Source organism: Micromonospora tulbaghiae (assembly GCF_900091605.1).
In the GTDB taxonomy this organism is placed as follows: domain Bacteria; phylum Actinomycetota; class Actinomycetes; order Mycobacteriales; family Micromonosporaceae; genus Micromonospora; species Micromonospora tulbaghiae.
The window spans coordinates 344,840-362,238 of sequence record NZ_FMCQ01000004.1 but is presented as its reverse complement, the minus strand read 5'-3'; the positions used below and the strand labels follow the sequence as shown (position 1 = coordinate 362,238).

18 protein-coding genes are annotated in these 17,399 nt (G+C 74.5%); 12 read left to right on the top strand and 6 right to left on the bottom strand.

The features are described 5' to 3' along the window. The first annotated feature begins 375 nt into the window (after positions 1–375). The 4 genes from GA0070562_RS29940 (at position 376) to GA0070562_RS14395 (ending at position 5,534) form a co-directional block, all read left to right on the top strand. Positions 376–588 (top strand): hypothetical protein, encoded by a 213-nt coding sequence (locus GA0070562_RS29940; protein ID WP_139135455.1) that lies wholly within the window; start codon positions 376–378, stop codon positions 586–588. Between the two features lie 2,285 nt (positions 589–2,873). After that, positions 2,874–3,725, top strand: coding sequence for an ABC transporter permease (locus GA0070562_RS14405; RefSeq protein WP_091421107.1), 852 nt, complete (start codon positions 2,874–2,876; stop codon positions 3,723–3,725). A gap of 19 nt (positions 3,726–3,744) precedes the next feature. Further along, on the top strand, positions 3,745–4,545 hold the full coding sequence (locus GA0070562_RS14400; RefSeq protein WP_091421103.1) for an ABC transporter permease: 801 nt from the start codon (positions 3,745–3,747) through the stop codon (positions 4,543–4,545). Next, positions 4,542–5,534 carry an ABC transporter ATP-binding protein gene (locus GA0070562_RS14395; protein ID WP_091421099.1) on the top strand — a complete coding sequence of 331 codons (993 nt, stop codon included), beginning with the start codon at positions 4,542–4,544 and terminating at the stop codon, positions 5,532–5,534. Before GA0070562_RS14400 ends, GA0070562_RS14395 begins: the two co-directional genes overlap by 4 nt. Here GA0070562_RS14395 and GA0070562_RS14390 read toward each other — a convergent pair. Next, a complete protein-coding gene (locus GA0070562_RS14390; RefSeq protein ID WP_091421096.1) occupies positions 5,518–6,078 on the bottom strand; it encodes a helix-turn-helix domain-containing protein in 561 nt (186 codons plus the stop codon). The two genes, GA0070562_RS14395 and GA0070562_RS14390, sit on opposite strands and share 17 nt — an antisense overlap. A 67-nt stretch (positions 6,079–6,145) precedes the next feature. Here GA0070562_RS14390 and GA0070562_RS14385 point away from each other — a divergent pair, with 67 nt between their 5' ends. Together GA0070562_RS14385 and GA0070562_RS14380 are read left to right on the top strand one after the other, a co-directional pair. Further along, entirely contained in the window at positions 6,146–6,892 is a 747-nt protein-coding gene (locus GA0070562_RS14385) for an AzlC family ABC transporter permease (RefSeq protein WP_091421093.1), read from the top strand. Then, positions 6,886–7,194, top strand: coding sequence for an AzlD domain-containing protein (locus GA0070562_RS14380; RefSeq protein ID WP_091421090.1), 309 nt, complete (start codon positions 6,886–6,888; stop codon positions 7,192–7,194). The genes GA0070562_RS14385 and GA0070562_RS14380 overlap by 7 nt, the downstream gene beginning before the upstream one ends. Positions 7,195–7,270: 76 nt before the next feature. On the opposite strand, the gene GA0070562_RS14375 is transcribed toward GA0070562_RS14380, so the two are convergent. From GA0070562_RS14375 to nadA, 3 genes are all read right to left on the bottom strand, one after another. Further along, positions 7,271–7,876: a DUF3043 domain-containing protein gene (locus GA0070562_RS14375; RefSeq protein WP_091421087.1), complete on the bottom strand. Its 606-nt coding sequence runs from the start codon at positions 7,874–7,876 to the stop codon at positions 7,271–7,273. Positions 7,877–7,988: 112 nt separating this feature from the next. Further along, on the bottom strand, positions 7,989–9,344 hold the full coding sequence (murA, locus tag GA0070562_RS14370; RefSeq protein WP_091421084.1) for a UDP-N-acetylglucosamine 1-carboxyvinyltransferase: 1,356 nt from the start codon (positions 9,342–9,344) through the stop codon (positions 7,989–7,991). A gap of 214 nt (positions 9,345–9,558) precedes the next feature. Next, positions 9,559–10,734, bottom strand: coding sequence for a quinolinate synthase NadA (gene nadA, locus GA0070562_RS14365; protein WP_175438735.1), 1,176 nt, complete (start codon positions 10,732–10,734; stop codon positions 9,559–9,561). A gap of 43 nt (positions 10,735–10,777) precedes the next feature. On the opposite strand from nadA, the gene GA0070562_RS14360 reads away from it, so the two are divergent. From GA0070562_RS14360 to GA0070562_RS14345, 4 genes are all read left to right on the top strand, one after another. Continuing rightward, entirely contained in the window at positions 10,778–11,938 is a 1,161-nt protein-coding gene (locus GA0070562_RS14360) for a glycerate kinase family protein (protein WP_091421075.1), read from the top strand. 140 nt (positions 11,939–12,078) lie between these two features. Beyond that, positions 12,079–12,447, top strand: coding sequence for an iron-sulfur cluster insertion protein ErpA (gene erpA, locus GA0070562_RS14355; protein WP_091421072.1), 369 nt, complete (start codon positions 12,079–12,081; stop codon positions 12,445–12,447). 176 nt (positions 12,448–12,623) lie between these two features. Beyond that, positions 12,624–13,598, top strand: coding sequence for a carbohydrate kinase family protein (locus GA0070562_RS14350; RefSeq protein WP_091421069.1), 975 nt, complete (start codon positions 12,624–12,626; stop codon positions 13,596–13,598). After that, on the top strand, positions 13,595–14,134 hold the full coding sequence (locus tag GA0070562_RS14345; RefSeq protein WP_091421065.1) for a P-loop nucleotide/nucleoside kinase family protein: 540 nt from the start codon (positions 13,595–13,597) through the stop codon (positions 14,132–14,134). The genes GA0070562_RS14350 and GA0070562_RS14345 overlap by 4 nt, the downstream gene beginning before the upstream one ends. On the opposite strand, the gene GA0070562_RS14340 is transcribed toward GA0070562_RS14345, so the two are convergent. Both GA0070562_RS14340 and GA0070562_RS14335 read right to left on the bottom strand, forming a co-directional pair. Beyond that, complete coding sequence (locus GA0070562_RS14340) at positions 14,131–14,355, bottom strand: sulfurtransferase TusA family protein (RefSeq protein WP_091421062.1); 225 nt, start codon at positions 14,353–14,355, stop codon at positions 14,131–14,133. The genes GA0070562_RS14345 and GA0070562_RS14340 overlap by 4 nt on opposite strands. Beyond that, positions 14,352–15,503 (bottom strand): cysteine desulfurase family protein, encoded by a 1,152-nt coding sequence (locus GA0070562_RS14335; protein ID WP_091421058.1) that lies wholly within the window; start codon positions 15,501–15,503, stop codon positions 14,352–14,354. The genes GA0070562_RS14340 and GA0070562_RS14335 overlap by 4 nt, the downstream gene beginning before the upstream one ends. 171 nt (positions 15,504–15,674) lie before the next feature. On the opposite strand from GA0070562_RS14335, the gene ctaC reads away from it, so the two are divergent. Continuing rightward, a complete protein-coding gene (gene ctaC, locus GA0070562_RS14330; protein ID WP_091421055.1) occupies positions 15,675–16,646 on the top strand; it encodes an aa3-type cytochrome oxidase subunit II in 972 nt (323 codons plus the stop codon). A 10-nt stretch (positions 16,647–16,656) separates the two neighbouring features. Then, positions 16,657–17,085 (top strand): cytochrome c oxidase subunit 4, encoded by a 429-nt coding sequence (locus tag GA0070562_RS14325; RefSeq protein WP_091421051.1) that lies wholly within the window; start codon positions 16,657–16,659, stop codon positions 17,083–17,085. The last annotated feature ends 314 nt before the right edge of the window (positions 17,086–17,399 follow it).

The window sequence follows — 17,399 nt, the reverse complement described above, 5'->3', positions numbered from 1 at the left end:
TCGGCTCCGGGACGGCCGGCGTCCGTGTCCGGCGTAGGTCGGGTGCCGGTGGCTGGCACGGAGCCGCGGTCCGCGTCGGCCCCGGGACGGCCGGGCGTACCCGCCTGCGGCTCGACGGCGGACCGTCGCACGGCCTGTGCTTCCGGACCGGCGGGTCGCTCCGCCGGTTCGATCGGTGGTGGCGTGGTCGAACGGGCAGGGGCGGGGCCGGGATAGGCGGGCGGTGCGGGACGGGCCGAAGCGGCAGGGGCCGGCTGGACCGGACCGGCTGGAGGCGGGCCCTGGCGTTCCTCCGTGCGTCCCCGCGGCGGCGCGGGGCGGGTGGGCTCCTCGCTTCGCTCTGCCCGTGCGGTGCCGATCGGAGCCTGCGCGCCGTTGCTGGGCGCGCCGACGACCGGCGTGGCCGAACCGGAGACCGGTGCGCCGGCAAGCGGCATGCCCGGGGCGGGCGCGCCGGAGACGGGCCTGCTGGAATCCGGCGTCCCCGAGACAGGTGCGCCGGCCGCCGGGCTCGCGGAAGCGGGCACGCCGGAGGTGGAATCCGAAGGCGTGCCGACCGTCGGGCCCGCCGGTACGCGGGACGTGTGACCGGGAGGCGCGCCGTACGGGTCCGGTGCCGGCATCCGGTGCCGCTCGCCCGCGTCAACCGGCGGCACGGGCCGCAGCGGGGCGTTGCCGGTCGACGGCGCGCCGTCGCCGGGGCGTACGGGCGCGCGCTGTGCCGACAGCGGATCCGGGGCCACCGGGGCGGGACGGGGGCGGTCGTCGGCACGCGGGCGGTCGGCCGACTCGGCCGGAGCCGTGTTCCGGTCCGGGGACGCCGGACGGCGCTCGTCGGGCCGTACCGGCCACTGCCGCGGCCGGGACTCGGGACGCGCGCCGGCCTCGTCCGGCCGGCGACGGTCCTGCTCCGGCTGCGGCCGGCCGGCCTCGGGGCGGGACGGGGCGGTGTCCGGGCGGGGCGGGGCGGTGGGTGGCCGGGTGGCGTGGGGCTGGGTACGCGGACCGGCGCCGTCGGGCTGTCCGCCGGCACCGGCAGGCCGAGCGTCGCGCGAGTCCGGGCGGACGGAACCGTCCTGGGCCGGGCGGCGCGCGTCGAGGCGCGGGCCGTCGGCTGGCGGCATCGGGTGCCGGGAAGGTGCCGGCCGATCCGCGGGTGGCCGGTCCCGCTCGTCCGGCCGGTGCACGTCGTGTTCCGGCCGGGGGCGCGGCTCGATGATCGGCCACTCGCCCTGGTGGGGGCGGGACCGGTCGGCCGGCGGGCGCTCCCAACGCTGGTCGGCGCCCGGCCGGGCCGGGGCGGCGGCTTGCGGGTCAGCCGGACGGTGCGGCTGTGCGCTGTACCGGTCGGGCTCGCCCTGCTGCGCGGGTCGCCCGTTCTCCGGTGCCCGGCGCTGCGTGTCCGGGTACGCGGCGGCCTCGCGACCCGGCGTCCGGTCGTCCCACCGGCCACCCGCCGGCTCGCGCCGGTCCGCCGGGGGAGGTGGGCCGGGCTCGCGCCAGCCGTCACGGCCGGGCTCGCGCCAGCCGTCACGGCCGGGCTCACGCCGACCGTCGTGGCCCGGCCCGCCCCGGCCTGGTTCACGCCGGCTCGGCTCGGACCAGCCGGGTTCACGCCGGCCCGGATCGCTCCATCCGGCCGCGCTCCGCTCCGACGGTGGCACCGCGTCGTCGCGCCGGTCGACGCCGGGACCGCGCCGACCACGGCCGGGATCGTTCGTTGACGGCTCCGGGAAGGGGCCGCGACGTCCGTCGGGCAGGGGTTCGCGACGCCCGCCGGGGGAGTGGTCGTGGCGAGTGTCGGGTGGCGTGCCCCATCGGTCGCCGGAAGCCGCCGGACGACCGTCGGCCGGAGCGCGCCTGCCGTCCGCCGGGCGGTCGGGCCGGCGGGGGGCGGGGTGCGGGCTCTCGTTCGGCTCCGGCATCCAGCCCGGCTGGGCGCCCCGGCGCGGCGCGCCGTCGGGGTGTACCCAGCGTTGGTCGAGCCGCTCCGGCGGCGGACCGGTGCGGTGGGGCCGACGGCCGTCCGCGCCTGGGCCGTCGGGATGGCCGCGCCGCTCGTCCGGCCCCGCGAGGCGCTGTCCGCCGGGCCCGGCGGCACCCATCGGGTACGTCCCGCGCGAGCCGGCCGGCCCGTCCAGGTACGTGCCGCGTGTGCCTGCCGACCCGCCTGAGTGCCCGCCGCGTGGCCCGGCGGGGCTGGTCGGGTGCGCGCCACGTGGCCCGGCGGGGCTGGTCGGGTGTACGCCGGGCGGGACCGCGGGACTGATCGGGTACGCCTCGCGTGGGGCGGCCGGGCTGGTCGGGTATGCGCCGGCCGGGCTGATCGGGTACCCGTCCCGGGCGCCGGCCGGGCTGACCGGGTACCCGTCCGGGCCGGGCCGGTACGCGTCGTGCGGGCCTGCCGGGCTGACCGGGTCCGCCCAGCGTGGACCGGCGGGACTGGTCGGATGCGCATCGCGTGGACCGGCGCTGACGGGGTAGGCGCCGTGCGGACCGGCCGGACTCACCGGGTACGTGTCCACGTCGGGCGCGGGGCTGACCGGGCGTACCTCGGCCCGGCCGACCACGGCGCGGGGACGCGGCGTCAGGTTCTCGATGCCGATGTCACCCGGGTAGCGCTGTCCGGGGAACTGCGGCTGCCACTCGTGGGTGGGCTCGGCGGCCCAGGCCGGTTCGGCCGGCTCGCGCCAGCTGCCCCAGCCACTCATCGGCAACCCCTCCCGCCGCTCGCGCGGGACGGCCCCGGGGCCGGCTCGCGTCGCTCGCTCACGGCGGTGTCACCTCATTGGAAATTCTCGCGCTGGGGCGCCGGACATGCCGGTACAGTCGCCCGGTCCAGCACGTCGTGGCTGCGGAAGGAGGGTAACGGCGTGGGCTCGGTCACCGCCACTGTGGCACCACCCACCGGCGCACACGTTACCCCATGGTTTCGGACATTCGGCGCGATCGCGGCGGCCGGGTTCCGGCGCCACGCGACGTACCGTCAGGCCGCCGTGGCGGGGTTGTGCACCAACACCGTGTTCGGCTTCCTGCGCTGCTACATCTTCCTCGCGGCGGCAGGTGCGGCGGGCACCGTCGCCGGGTACGACCGAGCGCAGCTCGCCACGTTCGTCTGGGCCGGACAGGGGCTGCTGGCGGTCATCGCGATCTGGGGCTGGACCGATCTGGCCGACCGGATCCGTACCGGCGAGGTCGCCGCGGACCTGCTGCGGCCGGTGCATCCGGTGACCAGCTACCTCGCCACCGACCTGGGCCGGGCCGGGTTCGCGTCGCTGGCCCGGCTGGTGCCGCCGCTGGTGGTCGGCCCGTTCTTCTTCGCCGTGTACGTGCCCCGGCACTGGGCCACGGTGCCGCTGTTCCTGCTCTCCGCGCTGCTCGCGGTGGTGGTCTGCTTCGGCTGCCGCTACCTGGTCAACGCCACCGCGTACTGGTTGCAGGACGTCCGCGGCCCGATGATCCTGTGGACGCTCGGCTCCGGCGTGCTGGCCGGGCTCTACTTCCCGCTCGGCTTCCTGCCCGGCCCGCTGGAGGCGGTCCTGCGGTACGCGACCCCGTTCCCCAGCATCCTCCAGGTGCCGCTGGACGTGCTCGTCGAGCGGGAGCCGATGTCCACCGGGCTCACGCTGGTCGGGGTGCAGGCCGGCTGGGCGGTGCTGCTGCTGGCGCTGTGCCGGCTGGTGCAGCGCCGCGCCGAGCGCCGCTTGGTGGTGCAGGGTGGCTGAGCGCGGCAGCGCGTCCAGGGTGGCTGAACTACGGGCGTACCGGGCGCTGCTCGGTGCGCAGGCGCGCTCGCAGGCCGCGTACCGCACCTCGTTCGTGGTGGACCTGGTCGGCAACGTGGGCGCCACCGTGTTCGACGTGGTCACCGTCCTGGTGATCTTCGGCGTGACGCGGGAGCTGGGCGGCTTCACGTTGCGTGAGACGCTCGTCGTGGTCGGCCTGTCGTCGTGCGGCTTCGCCACCGCCGACCTGCTGGTCGGCAACATCGAACGGCTTCCCCGGTACGTGCGCACCGGCCTCTTCGACGCCGTGCTGGTACGCCCGCTCGGGGCGCTGCCGCAGCTGCTGCTGATGGACCTGCCGCTGCGCAAGCTGTCCCGGGCCGTGTTCGGGCTCGCAGTGCTGCTTTTCGCACTCGTCTCGGCCGGCATCGACTGGACGCCGGGCCGGGTCGCGCTGGCGGTGGTCGCCCCGCTGGCCGCCGTGGTCTTCTTCGGCTCGGTCTTCGTGCTGACCGCCACGGTGTCGTTCTACTGGGTCGACTCGGGTGAGCTGGCCAACGCGGTCACGTACGGCGGGCGCGACTTCACCTCGTACCCGGTCACCGTCTACGGCGGGTGGTTCCGCGCGCTGTTCGCGTACGGGATGGGGTTCGCCTTCGTCAGTTACCACCCGGCGCTGGCGCTGCTGGGCCGCGCCGACCCGCTCGGCCTGCCGCCCTGGACGGGCTGGGCCGCGCCGGGCGTCGCGGTGGTCGCGGCGGCGCTGGCCACCCTGGCCTGGCGCGTCGGGGTCCGTCACTACCGGAGTACGGGGTCATGAGCGTCATCGAGATGGACGGGCTGCGCAAGGAGTTCACGGTACGGGTGAAGGCCGGGCCGCTGCGGCGCGAGAAGCGGACGGTGACCGCCGTCGACGGGGTCGACCTGCGGGTGGAGCGCGGCGAGATGCTCGGCTACATCGGCCCGAACGGCGCCGGGAAGTCGACCACGCTGAAGATGCTCACCGGGGTGCTGACGCCGTCGGCGGGGCGGGCCCGGGTGTGCGGGTTGCGCCCGGTGGCCGACCGGACCCGGCTGGCGCTGCGGATCGGGGTGGTGTTCGGGCAGCGCTCGCAGCTCTGGTGGGACCTGCCGCTGCGGGACTCGTTCGACCTGTTGCGGCACGTCTACCGGGTGCCGGCCGGCGCGCACGCGGCCCGGCTGGCCCGCTGCCGGGAGCTGCTCGACCTGGACGGGTTCCTGGACATCCCGGTACGGCAGCTCTCGCTGGGCCAGCGAATGCGCGGCGAGCTGACCGCGGCGCTGCTGCACGGCCCGGAGGTGCTGTTCCTGGACGAGCCGACGATCGGCCTGGACGTGGTGAGCAAGCAGGCGGTGCGCGGCTTCCTGGCCGAGCTGGGCCGGGCCGGGGACACCACGCTCGTGCTCACCACGCACGACCTGGCCGACATCGAGCGGCTGTGCCGGCGGCTCGTGGTGATCGACCACGGGCGGGTGGTGCACGACGGGTCGATCGCCGAGCTGCACCGCCGGTACGGCTCGCGCCGGATGGTGGTCGCCGAGCTGGACGTGGCGCTGCCCGAGCCGCCGGTGCTGCCCGGGGCGCCGGTGCAGCGGGTGGAGGCGGACGGGCGGCGGCTGGTCTTCGCGCTGGAACGGGCGAGCGTCGCCGAGGTGGTGGCCGGGCTGGCCGGCCTGACCACGCTGCGGGACATCTCGATCGTGGAGCCGGACATCGAGGAGGTGGTGACCCGGCTCTACCGGGCGCCGGCCGGGGGTGCCGCGTCCGCGGTCACGGGTGCTCCATGACGAGTACGGCGAAGGTGCCGGGGGCCAGTGCCTCGTACCGGTGCGGGGTGTCGCCGGGGAAGGTGGCGTAGTCGCCCGGTTCCAGCTCGACCAGGTCGGTCTCGGGGCCGACGCGCATCCGCCCGGCGGCGACCACGACGTGCTCGACGCTGCGCGGGGTGTGCGCCTCGGCGAGCCGTACCGCGCCGGGTTCCAGCTCCATCACGTAGACGTCCCGCCGGGCGTGCGGCGCCCCGGCGGCGAGCAGGGTGGCCGAGAAGTCGGCGTGTTCGGACCGGATCCGGGGCCCGTGCCCGGCGCGGACCACCCGGACGGCGGCGGTGGGCGGTTCGACCAGGCGGCTGAACGGTACGTCCAGTGCCACGCCGAGCGCCCAGAGCGTCTCCACGCTGGGATTGCCGGACCCGGACTCCAGCTGGGACAGGGTGGACTTGGCGATTCCGGCGCGGCGGGCCAGCTCGGTGAGCGTCAGGCCCGCCCGTTCGCGCTCGCGGCGCAGCGCGGCGGCGATGGTGGCGAGTGGGGGAGCGGGGTCGATCGCCATCTGTTCGCTCCATCGGTCGGTTTGTTCGGTTTGACGAACCAGCGTGCTCCCGTTCAGGATAATGGACATGCGTACGGCATACCGAACGGGCGACGCCCGGGTGCTCCGCGACGTCGCCGCCATCGGCGCGGCGATGCTCGCCGTGGGCGCGTCGTTCGGCGCCGTGGCGGTGGCCGCCGGCCTGCCCGCCTGGGCCACACTCGCCATGTCCGCGTTCGTCTACGCCGGTGGCGCCCAGTTCATGGCAGTGGGCCTCGTCGTGGCCGGCAGTCCGCTCGCGGCAGTTCTCGCCGGCCTGCTCCTCAACGCCCGGCACCTGCCGTTCGGCCTGGCCCTCGGCGGCGCGCTCGGCTCCCGGCGCGCGCAGCGGCTGCTCGGCAGCCACCTGATGACCGACGAGGCGACCGCGTTCGCGCTGGCCCGCCCGGCCGGGCCGGAACGGCGCCGGGCGTTCTGGCTCGCCGGGGTGCTTCTGTTCCTGGCCTGGAACGCCGGCACCGCGCTCGGCGTGCTCGCCGGCGGCGCGGCTGGCGACCCGGCCGCCCTGGGACTCGACGCCGCCTTCCCCGCCGGGCTGGCCGCCCTGCTGCTGCCCAGCCTGCGCGACCGGGAGACCCGCCGGGTGGCGCTCGTCGGCGCCGGCCTCGCCGTGCTGGCGACCCCGTTGCTGCCGGCCGGGCTGCCGGTGCTGCTCGCGCTCGCCGCGCTGGCCCTGCCCCTGCTGGCCCGCCGCCGCCCACCCGCCGCGCCGTCCGAGACCGCTGACGAGGCACCTGATCGCCGGAGTGTGCGGGCCGGGGAGGTCTCGTGCTGATCGCCGTGATCCTCGCGCTGGCCGCCGGCACCTACGGCTTCCGCGTCGCCGGGGTGCTGCTGCGGGACCGGCTGGACCTGCCTGAGTGGGCCCGTCACCTGCTGCCGGTCGGCGCCGCCACGTTGCTGGCCGCGCTGGCCGCCACCGCTGCGCTCACCGAGGCCGGGGGCTTCGCCGGCTACGCCCGGCCCGCCGGTGTGCTCGTCGGCCTGCTGCTGGCCTGGCGCCGGGCGCCGTTCGTGCTGGTAGTGGTCGCGGCGGCGGCCACCACCGCGGTGCTGCGCCTGCTCGGCGTGGCCTGAGAGCGGCATCGACCCGCACGAGAACGGCCCCTTCCCGCCGGGGCGGGGAGGGGCCGATCGGCCCGGGTCGCCCCGGTCAGACCTTGTCGCCGATGTTCACCCGGGGCGCGGGCGCGCGCATCCGGCGGAACGTGATCGACCGCATGATCGCGTAGAAGTAGAGCGAGCCGAGTTTCTCGGTGCTCTTCGGGAAGCGCTCGCGGACCAGCCGCTTGATCTTCCGGGAGATCAGCACCGAGTCGATCAGCACACCGAGCGCCAGCGCGCCCCAGAGCACGTTCGACAGCAGCCGCACGATCGGCGGCATGGCCTGGTTGGAGCCGAACAGCACGATCAGCGCGCCGCCGAAGAACCAGGTGCCGATCGTCCGCCGGGAGTCGACCACGTTGCGGGCCAGCAGCCGCTCCGGGCCCCGGTCACGCGGGCCGCCCTCGCGGCGGAACTCGGCGGCGGCCTCGGCGCGGGCGGCGCGGCGCTGCGCGCGGGCCTCCTCCTTGGTCAGCGGCTTGGCCGGCGCGGTCGGCCGGCGACCGGCGACCGGGCGCTTCGGTGTGACCTGCCCGAGTTCCTTCTTGCTGGGCGTGTAGCCCCGGGGGCGGTCGGCGGACTCCTCGTCGGTCGTCACAGTGGTGACGGACTCCTCGACGAGGTCGGCGGACTTGCGGCGAAACAGCGACGGCACGCGGCAAGGGTAGCCAACCGGCCGCGCCCGGTGCACATCACGGGTGCACCGGGCGCGGCTTCCGTCTTGCGGTGCCGCGACAGAGGCGCTGTCGCGGCGCGGAACGGGACGGTCAGGGACGCTCGACGTGCGCGCCGAGGTCGGCCAGCTTAGCCTCGAAGTCCTCGTAGCCACGGTTGATCAGGTCCACGCCGTACACCCGGGAGGTGCCCTCGGCGGCGAGCGCCGCGATCAGGTGGCTGAACCCGGCCCGCAGGTCCGGGATGACCAGGTCGGCCGCGTGCAGCTTGCTCGGCCCGGCGATCACCGCGGAGTGCTTGAAGTTGCGCCGGCCGAAGCGGCACGGGGTGCCGCCGAGGCAGTCCCGGTAGACCTGGATGTTGGCGCCCATCGTGTTCAGCGCCTCGGTGTAGCCGAGCCGCTGCTCGTAGACCGTCTCGTGGACGATCGACAGGCCCCGGGCCTGGGTGAGCGCGACCACCAGCGGCTGCTGCCAGTCGGTCATGAAACCGGGGTGCACGTCGGTCTCCAGCGCCACCGCGTTCAGCTCGCCGCCCGGGTGCCAGAACCGGATGCCGCCCTCCTGGCCCGCGCTGCCGCCGCGCGGCGGGCGCAGGTCGGTGACCTCGTACTCGCCGCCGACCGACCGGAAGATGTTCAGGAAGGTCATCATGTCGGCCTGCTGGGCGCCCAGCACCTCGACGTGACCGCGGGTCGCCAGCGCCGCCGCCGCCCAGCTGGCCGCCTCGATCCGGTCCGGGATCGGCCGGTGGGTGTAGCCGTGCAGCTTCTTGACGCCCTGGATCTCGATCACCCGGTCGGTGTGCACCTTGATGATCGCGCCCATCTTCTGCAGCACGCAGATGAGGTCGATGATCTCCGGCTCGACCGCCGCGTTGCGCAGCTCGGTGACACCCTCGGCCATCACCGCGGTGAGCAGCACCTGCTCGGTGGCGCCCACGCTCGGGTACGGCAGCGAGAACTTCGTGCCGTGCAGCCCGTTCGGCGCGGACAGGTGCAGGCCCTCCGGGGTCTTCTCGACAGTGGCGCCGAACTCGCGCAGCGCCTGGAGGTGGAAGTCGATCGGGCGCGGGCCGATGTGGCAGCCGCCCAGGTCGGGGATGAAGGCGTGGCCGAGCCGGTGCAGCAGCGGGCCGCAGAACAGGATCGGGATCCGGCTGGACCCGGCGTGCACGTTGATCTGGTCGGTGCTGGCGCTCTCGACGTTCGTGGGGTCGAAGACGAGCTCGCCCTCCTCGTCGCCGTCGCTGACCTTGACGCCGTGCAGGCCGAGCAGACCGCGGACCACCTCGACGTCACGGATGCGGGGCACGTCGAACAGCCGGCTGGGTGTGTCGCCCAGCAGGGCGGCCACCATCGCCTTGGACACCAGGTTCTTCGCGCCGCGCACGCGGATCCGCCCTTCAAGCGGAGTGCCTCCGTGTACGACCAGGACGTCGTCGGTCAACGCAACCTCCAGCGCGTTGGGTGTTGCCGTGTCTAGTGATGGGTGCACGAAGTTCATCGCTACCCGGAACGCGGTCATGGGAAAACGGGCCGCGTGTGTCGTCGCCCCGGCAGCATAGCCCTCCGTGACGGGAATGGAATCGGTCACATCGCCAGCGAGGGCACGAACCGGGGTGTCCGGTGCGTTTCCGTGCCAGCGGTGTCACCGACGGTGATCAGGCTCCCGGAAGGGCGAGCATCTGGTCCAGCGCCGACCGGGCGTGCCGGGCGGTCTCCGGGTCGACCGTGATCTGGTTGACCACGCGGCCGGCGACCAGTTCCTCCAGCGCCCAGACCAGGTGCGGCAGGTCGATCCGGTTCATCGTCGAGCAGTAGCAGACCGCCCGGTCGAGGAACATGATCTGCTTGTCCGGGTGGGCCAGCGCGAGCCGGCGTACCAGGTTCAGCTCGGTGCCCACCGCCCACGCCGAGCCGGCCGGGGCCGCCTCGATGGTCTTGATGATGAACTCGGTCGAGCCGACCAGGTCGGCGGCGTTCACCACCTCGTGGCGGCACTCCGGGTGCACCAGCACGTTCACGCCCGGCACCCGCTCGCGTACGTCGTAGACGCTGTCGAGCGTGAAGCGGCCGTGCACCGAGCAGTGACCCCGCCACAGGATCATCTTCGCGTCCCGCAGCTGCTCCGGGGCCAGCCCGCCGTTCGGCTTGTGCGGGTCGTAGAGCACGCAGTCGTCCAGCGAGAAGCCCATCTCCAGCACCGCGGTGTTGCGGCCGAGGTGCTGGTCGGGCAGGAACAGCACCTTGCGGCCCTGCTCGAAGGCCCAGTCCAGGGCCCGCTTGGCGTTCGAGGAGGTGCAGACCACACCGCCGTTGCGACCGACGAAGCCCTTGATGTCGGCCGAGGAGTTCATGTACGTCACCGGCACGGTGTCCGCCGCGATGCCCAAGTCGGTGAGCGTGTCCCACGCGGCCTCGACCTGCGACAGCACCGCCATGTCGGCCATCGAGCAGCCGGCGGCGAGGTCGGGCAGGATCACCTTCTGCGCGTCCGAGGTGAGGATGTCCGCGCTCTCGGCCATGAAGTGCACGCCGCAGAAGACGATGTACTCCGCGTCCGGCCGGGCGGCCGCCTCCCGGGCCAGCTTGAACGAGTCGCCGGTCACGTCGGCGAACTGGATCACCTCGTCGCGCTGGTAGTGGTGGCCCAGGACGAACACCTTCGTGCCGAGCGCGGCCTTCGCGGCGGCGGCGCGGGCCACCAGGCCGGGGTCGCTCGGCGCGGGGAGATCACCCGGACACTCCACGCCACGCTCGGTGGCGGGGTCGCTGCCGCGGCCGAGGAGCAGCAGCGCCGTGGCGGTGTTGGACGGCTCAACCCAGGTCGAAGTCACGCCCCCATGGTCCCACAGCGCGACCACGGCGCAGCCGTCCCCGATGTGGCCTGCCACACTGCTGCGCATGCGCGTGCTGCTCTGCCCGGACAAGTTCGCCGGCACGCTGTCGGCCCCCGACGTGGCCGCCGCGGTGGCCGACGGATGGCGTGACGCCGCCCCCGGGGACGATCTGCTGCTCCGGCCACTCGCCGACGGCGGGCCGGGGTTCGTCGACGTGCTCGCCGGGGCGCTCGGCGGGTGCCGGGTGCCGGTACCCACCGTCGACCCGCTGGGCCGTCCGGCCGCCGGTGAGATCCTGCTCACCGGCGACGGAACCGCGTACCTGGAGAGCGCGCAGGCGTGCGGACTGCACCTGCTCACCGCCGCCGAACGCGATCCGAAGGCGACCACCTCGTACGGGCTGGGGCTGCTCGTGGCCGCCGCGGTCGAGGCGGGCGCGCGGACGGCGGTGGTGGGGCTGGGCGGCTCGGCCACCAACGACGGCGGCGCCGGGATGCTCGTCCCGCTGGGCGTCACTCCGCTGGACGGCGCCGGCCGGGCCCTGCCGTACGGCGGCGCGGCGCTCGCCGCGGCGGCCGCGCTCGACGGCGAGCCCTGGCTGCGCGGCGTGACGCTCGTCGCCGCCACCGACGTGGACAATCCGCTGCTCGGGCTGCACGGCGCGAGCAGCGTCTTCGGCCCGCAGAAGGGCGCCGACCGGGCCGACGTGCTGCTGCTCGACGCCGCGTTGCAGCGCTGGGCGGAGGTGCTGACCGAGCGGCTGCCGGGCTGCCCGCCCGGGCTGGGCGCGCTGCCCGGCGGCGGCGCGGCCGGCGGCCTCGGCGCGGCCGTGCTGGCGCTGGGCGGCCGGTGCGAGTCGGGCATCGGTCTGGTCACCCGCGCGGTGAAGCTGGACGCCGCGCTCGACGCGGCCGATCTGGTGATCACCGGTGAGGGCTCGTTCGACCACCAGTCGCTGCGCGGCAAGGTGGTCGCCGGCGTGGCCGGCGCCGCCCGGGACCGGGGCGTGCCCTGCGTGGTGCTGGCGGGACGGGTGAGCACCGGGCGGCGGGAGGCGGCAGCGGCCGGTGTCACCGACGCGTACAGCCTGTTGGAGCACTTCGGCGGCGAGGAGCACGGGGGAGTGGACGCGGCGATGACCCGCCCGGTCGAGGGGCTGCGCGCGCTCGGCGCCCGCCTGGCGCGGCAGTGGAGCCGCTGACCGGCTCCGCTGGTCACGCCGCCGGGTGGTGACGCCGGAGGCGGCGTACGATCGAAAGACGGACCACACCGGGAATCACTGGCGGACGTGCGGCGTTGGCCAGGACGTCCGGACCTCATACCGCGCAGGGAGACTTCCACGTGACCACGCCAGCGCAGACCGAGTCGACCGAGGCCAAGGCCCCCAGCACCGTCGTCCTCACCGACGTCGCGGCGCAGAAGGTCAAGGCCCTGATCGAGCAGGAGGGCCGCGACGACCTGCGGCTCCGGGTCGCCGTGCAGCCGGGTGGCTGCTCCGGCCTGCGGTACCAGCTGTTCTTCGACGAGCGCTCGCTCGACGGTGACGTCGTCACCGACTTCGACGGTGTCGAGGTCGTCGTCGACCGGATGAGCGCCCCCTACCTGGCCGGCGCCACCATCGACTTCGCCGACCGGATCGACGCCCAGGGCTTCACCATCGACAACCCGAACGCCGGCAGCTCCTGCGCCTGCGGCGACTCCTTCAGCTGAGTCGACGGCCGACCGGAAACGGCGGGCCGCCCCCGAGTGGGGCGGCCCGCCGTTTCGTCGTACCCGCGCCTGACGTCCGGATGTGCGCCGATCGACCGGTTGCCGACCGACCGCCGTCCGGCCGGTCCGGGGGCCGGTAGGCTGACCGCGCCGTGCTCCCGACCCCGAGGGTTGACATGAAGATCGCCGTGACCGGCTCGATCGCGACCGACCACCTGATGAGCTTCCCCGGCCGCTTCGCGGACCAGCTCATCGCCGACCAGCTCGACAAGGTCTCGCTGTCCTTCCTCGTCGACGAACTGGTGCTCCGGCGCGGCGGCACCGCGGCGAACATCGCCTTCGGCATGGCCCAGCTCGGGCTGCGCCCGGTGCTGCTCGGCGCGGTCGGCGCCGACTTCGCCGACTACCGCTCCTGGCTGGAGCGCCACGGCGTCGACTGCGACTCGGTGCACGTCAGCGAGGTCGCGCACACGGCACGCTTCGTCTGCACCACCGACACCGACATGTGCCAGATCGCCTCCTTCTACGCCGGGGCGATGAGCGAGGCCCGCAACATCGAGCTGGCCCCGGTGGCGCAGCGCCTCGGCGGTCTGGACCTGGTGCTGGTCAGCGCCAACGACCCGGCCGCGATGATCCGGCACTCCGGCGAGTGCCGGGACCGCGGCTACTCCTTCGTCGCCGACCCGTCGCAGCAGCTCGCCCGGATGGACGGCGAGGACGTGCTCGGCCTGATCGACGGCGCCGACTACCTGATGACCAACGAGTACGAGAAGTCGCTGCTGCAGAGCAAGGCCGGCCTGACCGACGAGCAGCTGCTCGACCGGGTCAAGGTGCGGGTCACCACGCTGGGCAAGCAGGGCGTGGAGATCGCCGGCCGGGAGATCGGCACGATCCGGGTGCCGATCGCGCGGGAGATCCAGGCGGTCGACCCGACCGGCGTCGGCGACGGCTTCCGGGCCGGTTTCTTCGCCGCGCTCGACTGGGGCGTCGGCCTGGAGCGGGCGGCCCAGGTCGGCTGCCTGCTGGCCACGCTCGTGCTGGAGAACTTCGGCGGCCAGGAGTACGAGGTCCGCCGGGACCTGTTCGTGAAGCGACTCGCCGAGTCGTACGGTGACGCGGCCGCCGAGGACGTCCGGCCGCACCTGCTGTGACCGCCCCGGCCGGCGGGGTGGAGCCGGAGGTCCGCCCCGGCTCCGGCGGTCCCGTGCTCGTCGCGTTCGCCGGGCTGCCGGGCGTGGGCAAGACCACCCTGGCCGCCCGCGTCGGCACCGCCCTGCGCGCCCCGGTGCTGCCGGTCGACCCGGTCGAACGGGCCCTGCACCGCTACGGCCTCACCGGCGACGTACCCGGCATGGCCGCCTACGGCGCGGTCGCCGGGCTGGCCGAGGTGCAACTCGGCCTCGGGCTCAGCGTGGTCGTCGACGCGGTGAACCCGGTCGCCAGCGCCCGGGGCCTCTGGCACGACGTGGCCGAACGCGCGGGCGTGCCGCTGCGGGTGATCGAGGTGCACTGCGGCGACGAGGCGGAGCACCGCCGCCGGGTCGACGCGCGCCCGCCCGAGGACGGCACCTGGGAGCTGACGCTGCGCCGCCGCGCCGAGTACGAGCCGCTGATCGGCCCGCGCCTGGTGGTCGACACCGCGGTGGCAGCCGACCCGCTGCCCGGCATCCTCGCCTACCTGCGCTAGCCGCTCACCCGGACGTCGTAGGCGGGCCCCGGGCGCTCGGCGACGAACTCGTGGCCGCGCATCCGGCACCACGCCGGGATGTCCACCGCCGCCGCCGGGTCATCGGCGAGCACCCGCACCACCGCGCCGGCCGGCAGGCCGGGCACCAGCCGGGCGAGATTGATCACTGGTAGCGGGCAGCGCTGCCCCCGGCAGTCCAGCACCTCGTCCGGCTCACTCACAGGTCCGTCACCCCCGCCTCCGCCCGCAGGTCCGCCACGATCCCGGGCAGCTCCGCCAGGAACCGCTCCACGTCCGCCTCGGTGGTCTCCCGGTGCAGCGACACCCGCACGTTGCCGTGCGACAGCACCCCCATCGCCTCCAGCACGTGTGACGGACGCAACGTCGACGACGTGCACGACGAGCCGGAGGACACCGCGAACCCGCGCCGGTCCAGCGCGTGCAGCAACGCCTCGCCGTCGACGTACAGGCAGGAGAACGTCACCAGGTGCGGCAGCCGGTCCACCGGGTCGCCGACCACCTCCACGTCCGGCACCTCCGCCGCCACCCGCGCCCGGATCCGGTCCACCAGCGGACCCAGCCGGGCCGCCTCCGCCGCCGCGTCGGCCGCCGCCGCGCGCAGGCTCGCCGCCGCCGCGACCACCGCCGGCAGGTTCACCACCCCGGGGGTACGCCCCGACTCCCGCTCGTCGGCCGGGTACGGCGACTCCCAGCGGGTGCCCTTGCGCACCACGAGCAGCCCGACGCCGGGCGGCCCGCCCCACTTGTGCGCGCTGGCGGTCAGCACCGACCAGCCCGCCGGCAGCGGCGCCCGGCCGGCCAGCTGCGCCGCGTCCACGTACAGCGGCACGCCCGCCTCGGCGCACAGCTCCGCCGCCGCGGGCACCGGCTGCACCGTGCCCACCTCGTGACTGGCCCCGATCAGCGCCGCGGTGGCCACGCCGGGCGCGGCCACCGCCGCCGCCCAGGCGTCCAGGTCCAGCCGGCCCAGCCGGTCCACGGGTACGGACACCGCCGCGCCGCCGGCGGCCGTGTGCCGCTGCGCGGCGTGCAGCACCGCCGAGTGCTCGATCGCCGAGTGCACCAGCGTCGCCCCGGCCCGCCGCCGCCCGGCCAGGCCGCCGAGCACTGCGGCGTGCGCTGCCGCCGTACCGCTGGGGGTGAAGGACAGCTCGTCGGCGCGGACGCCGAGCGTCTGCGCGGCGGCCTCCCGCGCGGCGTCGAGAAGCTGTCGGGCCCGGCGGGCCGCCGAGTAGAGCCGGGCCGGGTCCGCCCAGCCGTCGTCCAGGGCGGCCAGCATCGCCTGCCGTGCGACCGGATGCAGCGGCGCCGCGCTGGCGGCGTCCAGGTAGACCGGGGAGACGCTCATGACGCTCCACGCTATCGCCCGGTTACGCCCAAGATCCCCCCGATGGGGGTGGACAGCGACCCCAAGACGGCCTGGCCGGTCATGGTCGAGTAATCTGCGACCGTCGGTGACGCCTTTGCCGTCGGTGTCAGGGAGAACAACCGCCGCGGCGCGCTAGGGAGGCAGGACCAGGTGGTCGCAAGGAGTTCGGAGGTACGGCGCTCGGCCGTACAGGACAGCGCTTCCCCGGGGGCCGGTGGACGCCGGCGGCGTGGTGCTGGTCGAATCGCCGGGCTCGGTCTCGGCGCGGCCGCGCTGCTGCTCTCGCTCACCGGCTGTGACGTCGGCAAGGCGTTCGGCGGGTTCGGCTGGCCGCAGGGCGGCATCACGCCCGAGTCGCACCGCATGTACGACCTGTGGATCGCGTCCTGCATCGCGGCGCTCGCCGTCGGCGTGTTCGTGTGGGGCCTGATCTTCTGGTGCGTGGTCCGCTACCGCAAGCGCGGCAACGAGCTGCCGGTGCAGACCCGCTACAACCTGCCGATGGAGTTCCTCTACACCATCGCGCCGATCCTCGTGGTCTCCGTGCTCTTCTACTACACGGCGGTCGTGCAGACCGACGTGGTGAAGGAGTCGAAGAACCCGGACGTCACCGTCGAGGTCGTCGCGTTCAAGTGGAACTGGCAGTTCAACTACCGCGACGGCCAGGGCCGCGACGCCAACACCGTCGCCTCGGTGCTCGGCACCAGCGAGGTCATCCCGGTGCTGGTGCTGCCCAGCGGCCGCTCGATCCGCTTCGAGGAGACCAGCCGCGACGTCATCCACTCGTTCTGGGTGCCGGAGCTGCTGTTCAAGCGGGACGTCATGCCGGGCAACGTGCGCAACACGTTCGAGGTCTCCAGCATCGACCAGGAGGGCGCGTTCGTCGGCCGCTGCGCCGAGCTGTGCGGCAGCTACCACGCCTTCATGAACTTCGAGCTGCGGGTCGTCTCGCCGGAGAAGTACGAGCAGTTCCTGGCGGCCAAGAAGGCCGGCAAGTCGACCCAGGAGGCGCTCGGCGCGATCGGCGAGCCGGAGTACGCCACCGAGACCAAGCCGTTCGACACCCGGCGCGACGTGAACAACTTCAACCCGTCCGACGCGACGGCCGGCGCGGGAAGCTGAGGGGTCCGGCATGAAGACCGAGTGGAAGATCTTCCTGACCATCGCCACGTTCCTCCTCGGCGCGACGATCCTCTACGGCGCCTGGACGTACGCCGACAGCGGCGGTCACGTGGAGTGGATCGGCACTGTGGCGCTGCTGCTGTCCTTCCTGCTCTGCGCGATGTGCGGCGGCTTCTTCTGGTTCGTCTCCCGCCGTATCGACCTGCGCCCCGAGGACCGGCCGGACGGCGAGATCGCCGACGGCGCCGGTGAGGTCGGCTTCTTCAGCCCGGGCAGCTACTGGCCGTTCGGTCTGGCGCTGGCCGCCGCGATCGCCGGTCTCGGCCTGGTGTTCTGGCAGTTCTGGCTGCTGGGGCTGGGCCTGGTGGCGGTCGTCTTCGCCACCTGCGGGCTGCTGTTCGAGTACTACTCGGGCACCCGCCGCACCGCCGAGCACTGACCCGAAGCACCAGCCGCAGGCCCGCACCCCCTTCCCGGGGCCGCGGGCCTGCTGCTTTTCCCCGCCCGCGCCTTCCCGCGCTGGCCCCAGGTCTCGCTCCGCCCTGCCTCAGCTCGGGGCTTGCCCCGTCGATCATGAAGTTAGCGGTGCCGGCGGTCTCTTTTGTCCCCGCCAACCTCATGATCACCGCCCGACGTGGTCGGCCTGGCGCTCTCCCGCTCACCTCCGACGCGCACCACCGGCTCACGCTGGGCTGTTCCATTCGCCGAGAGCGGCGTTCCACTTACCAGGACCCCAAGAGATCTTGGAAGGAA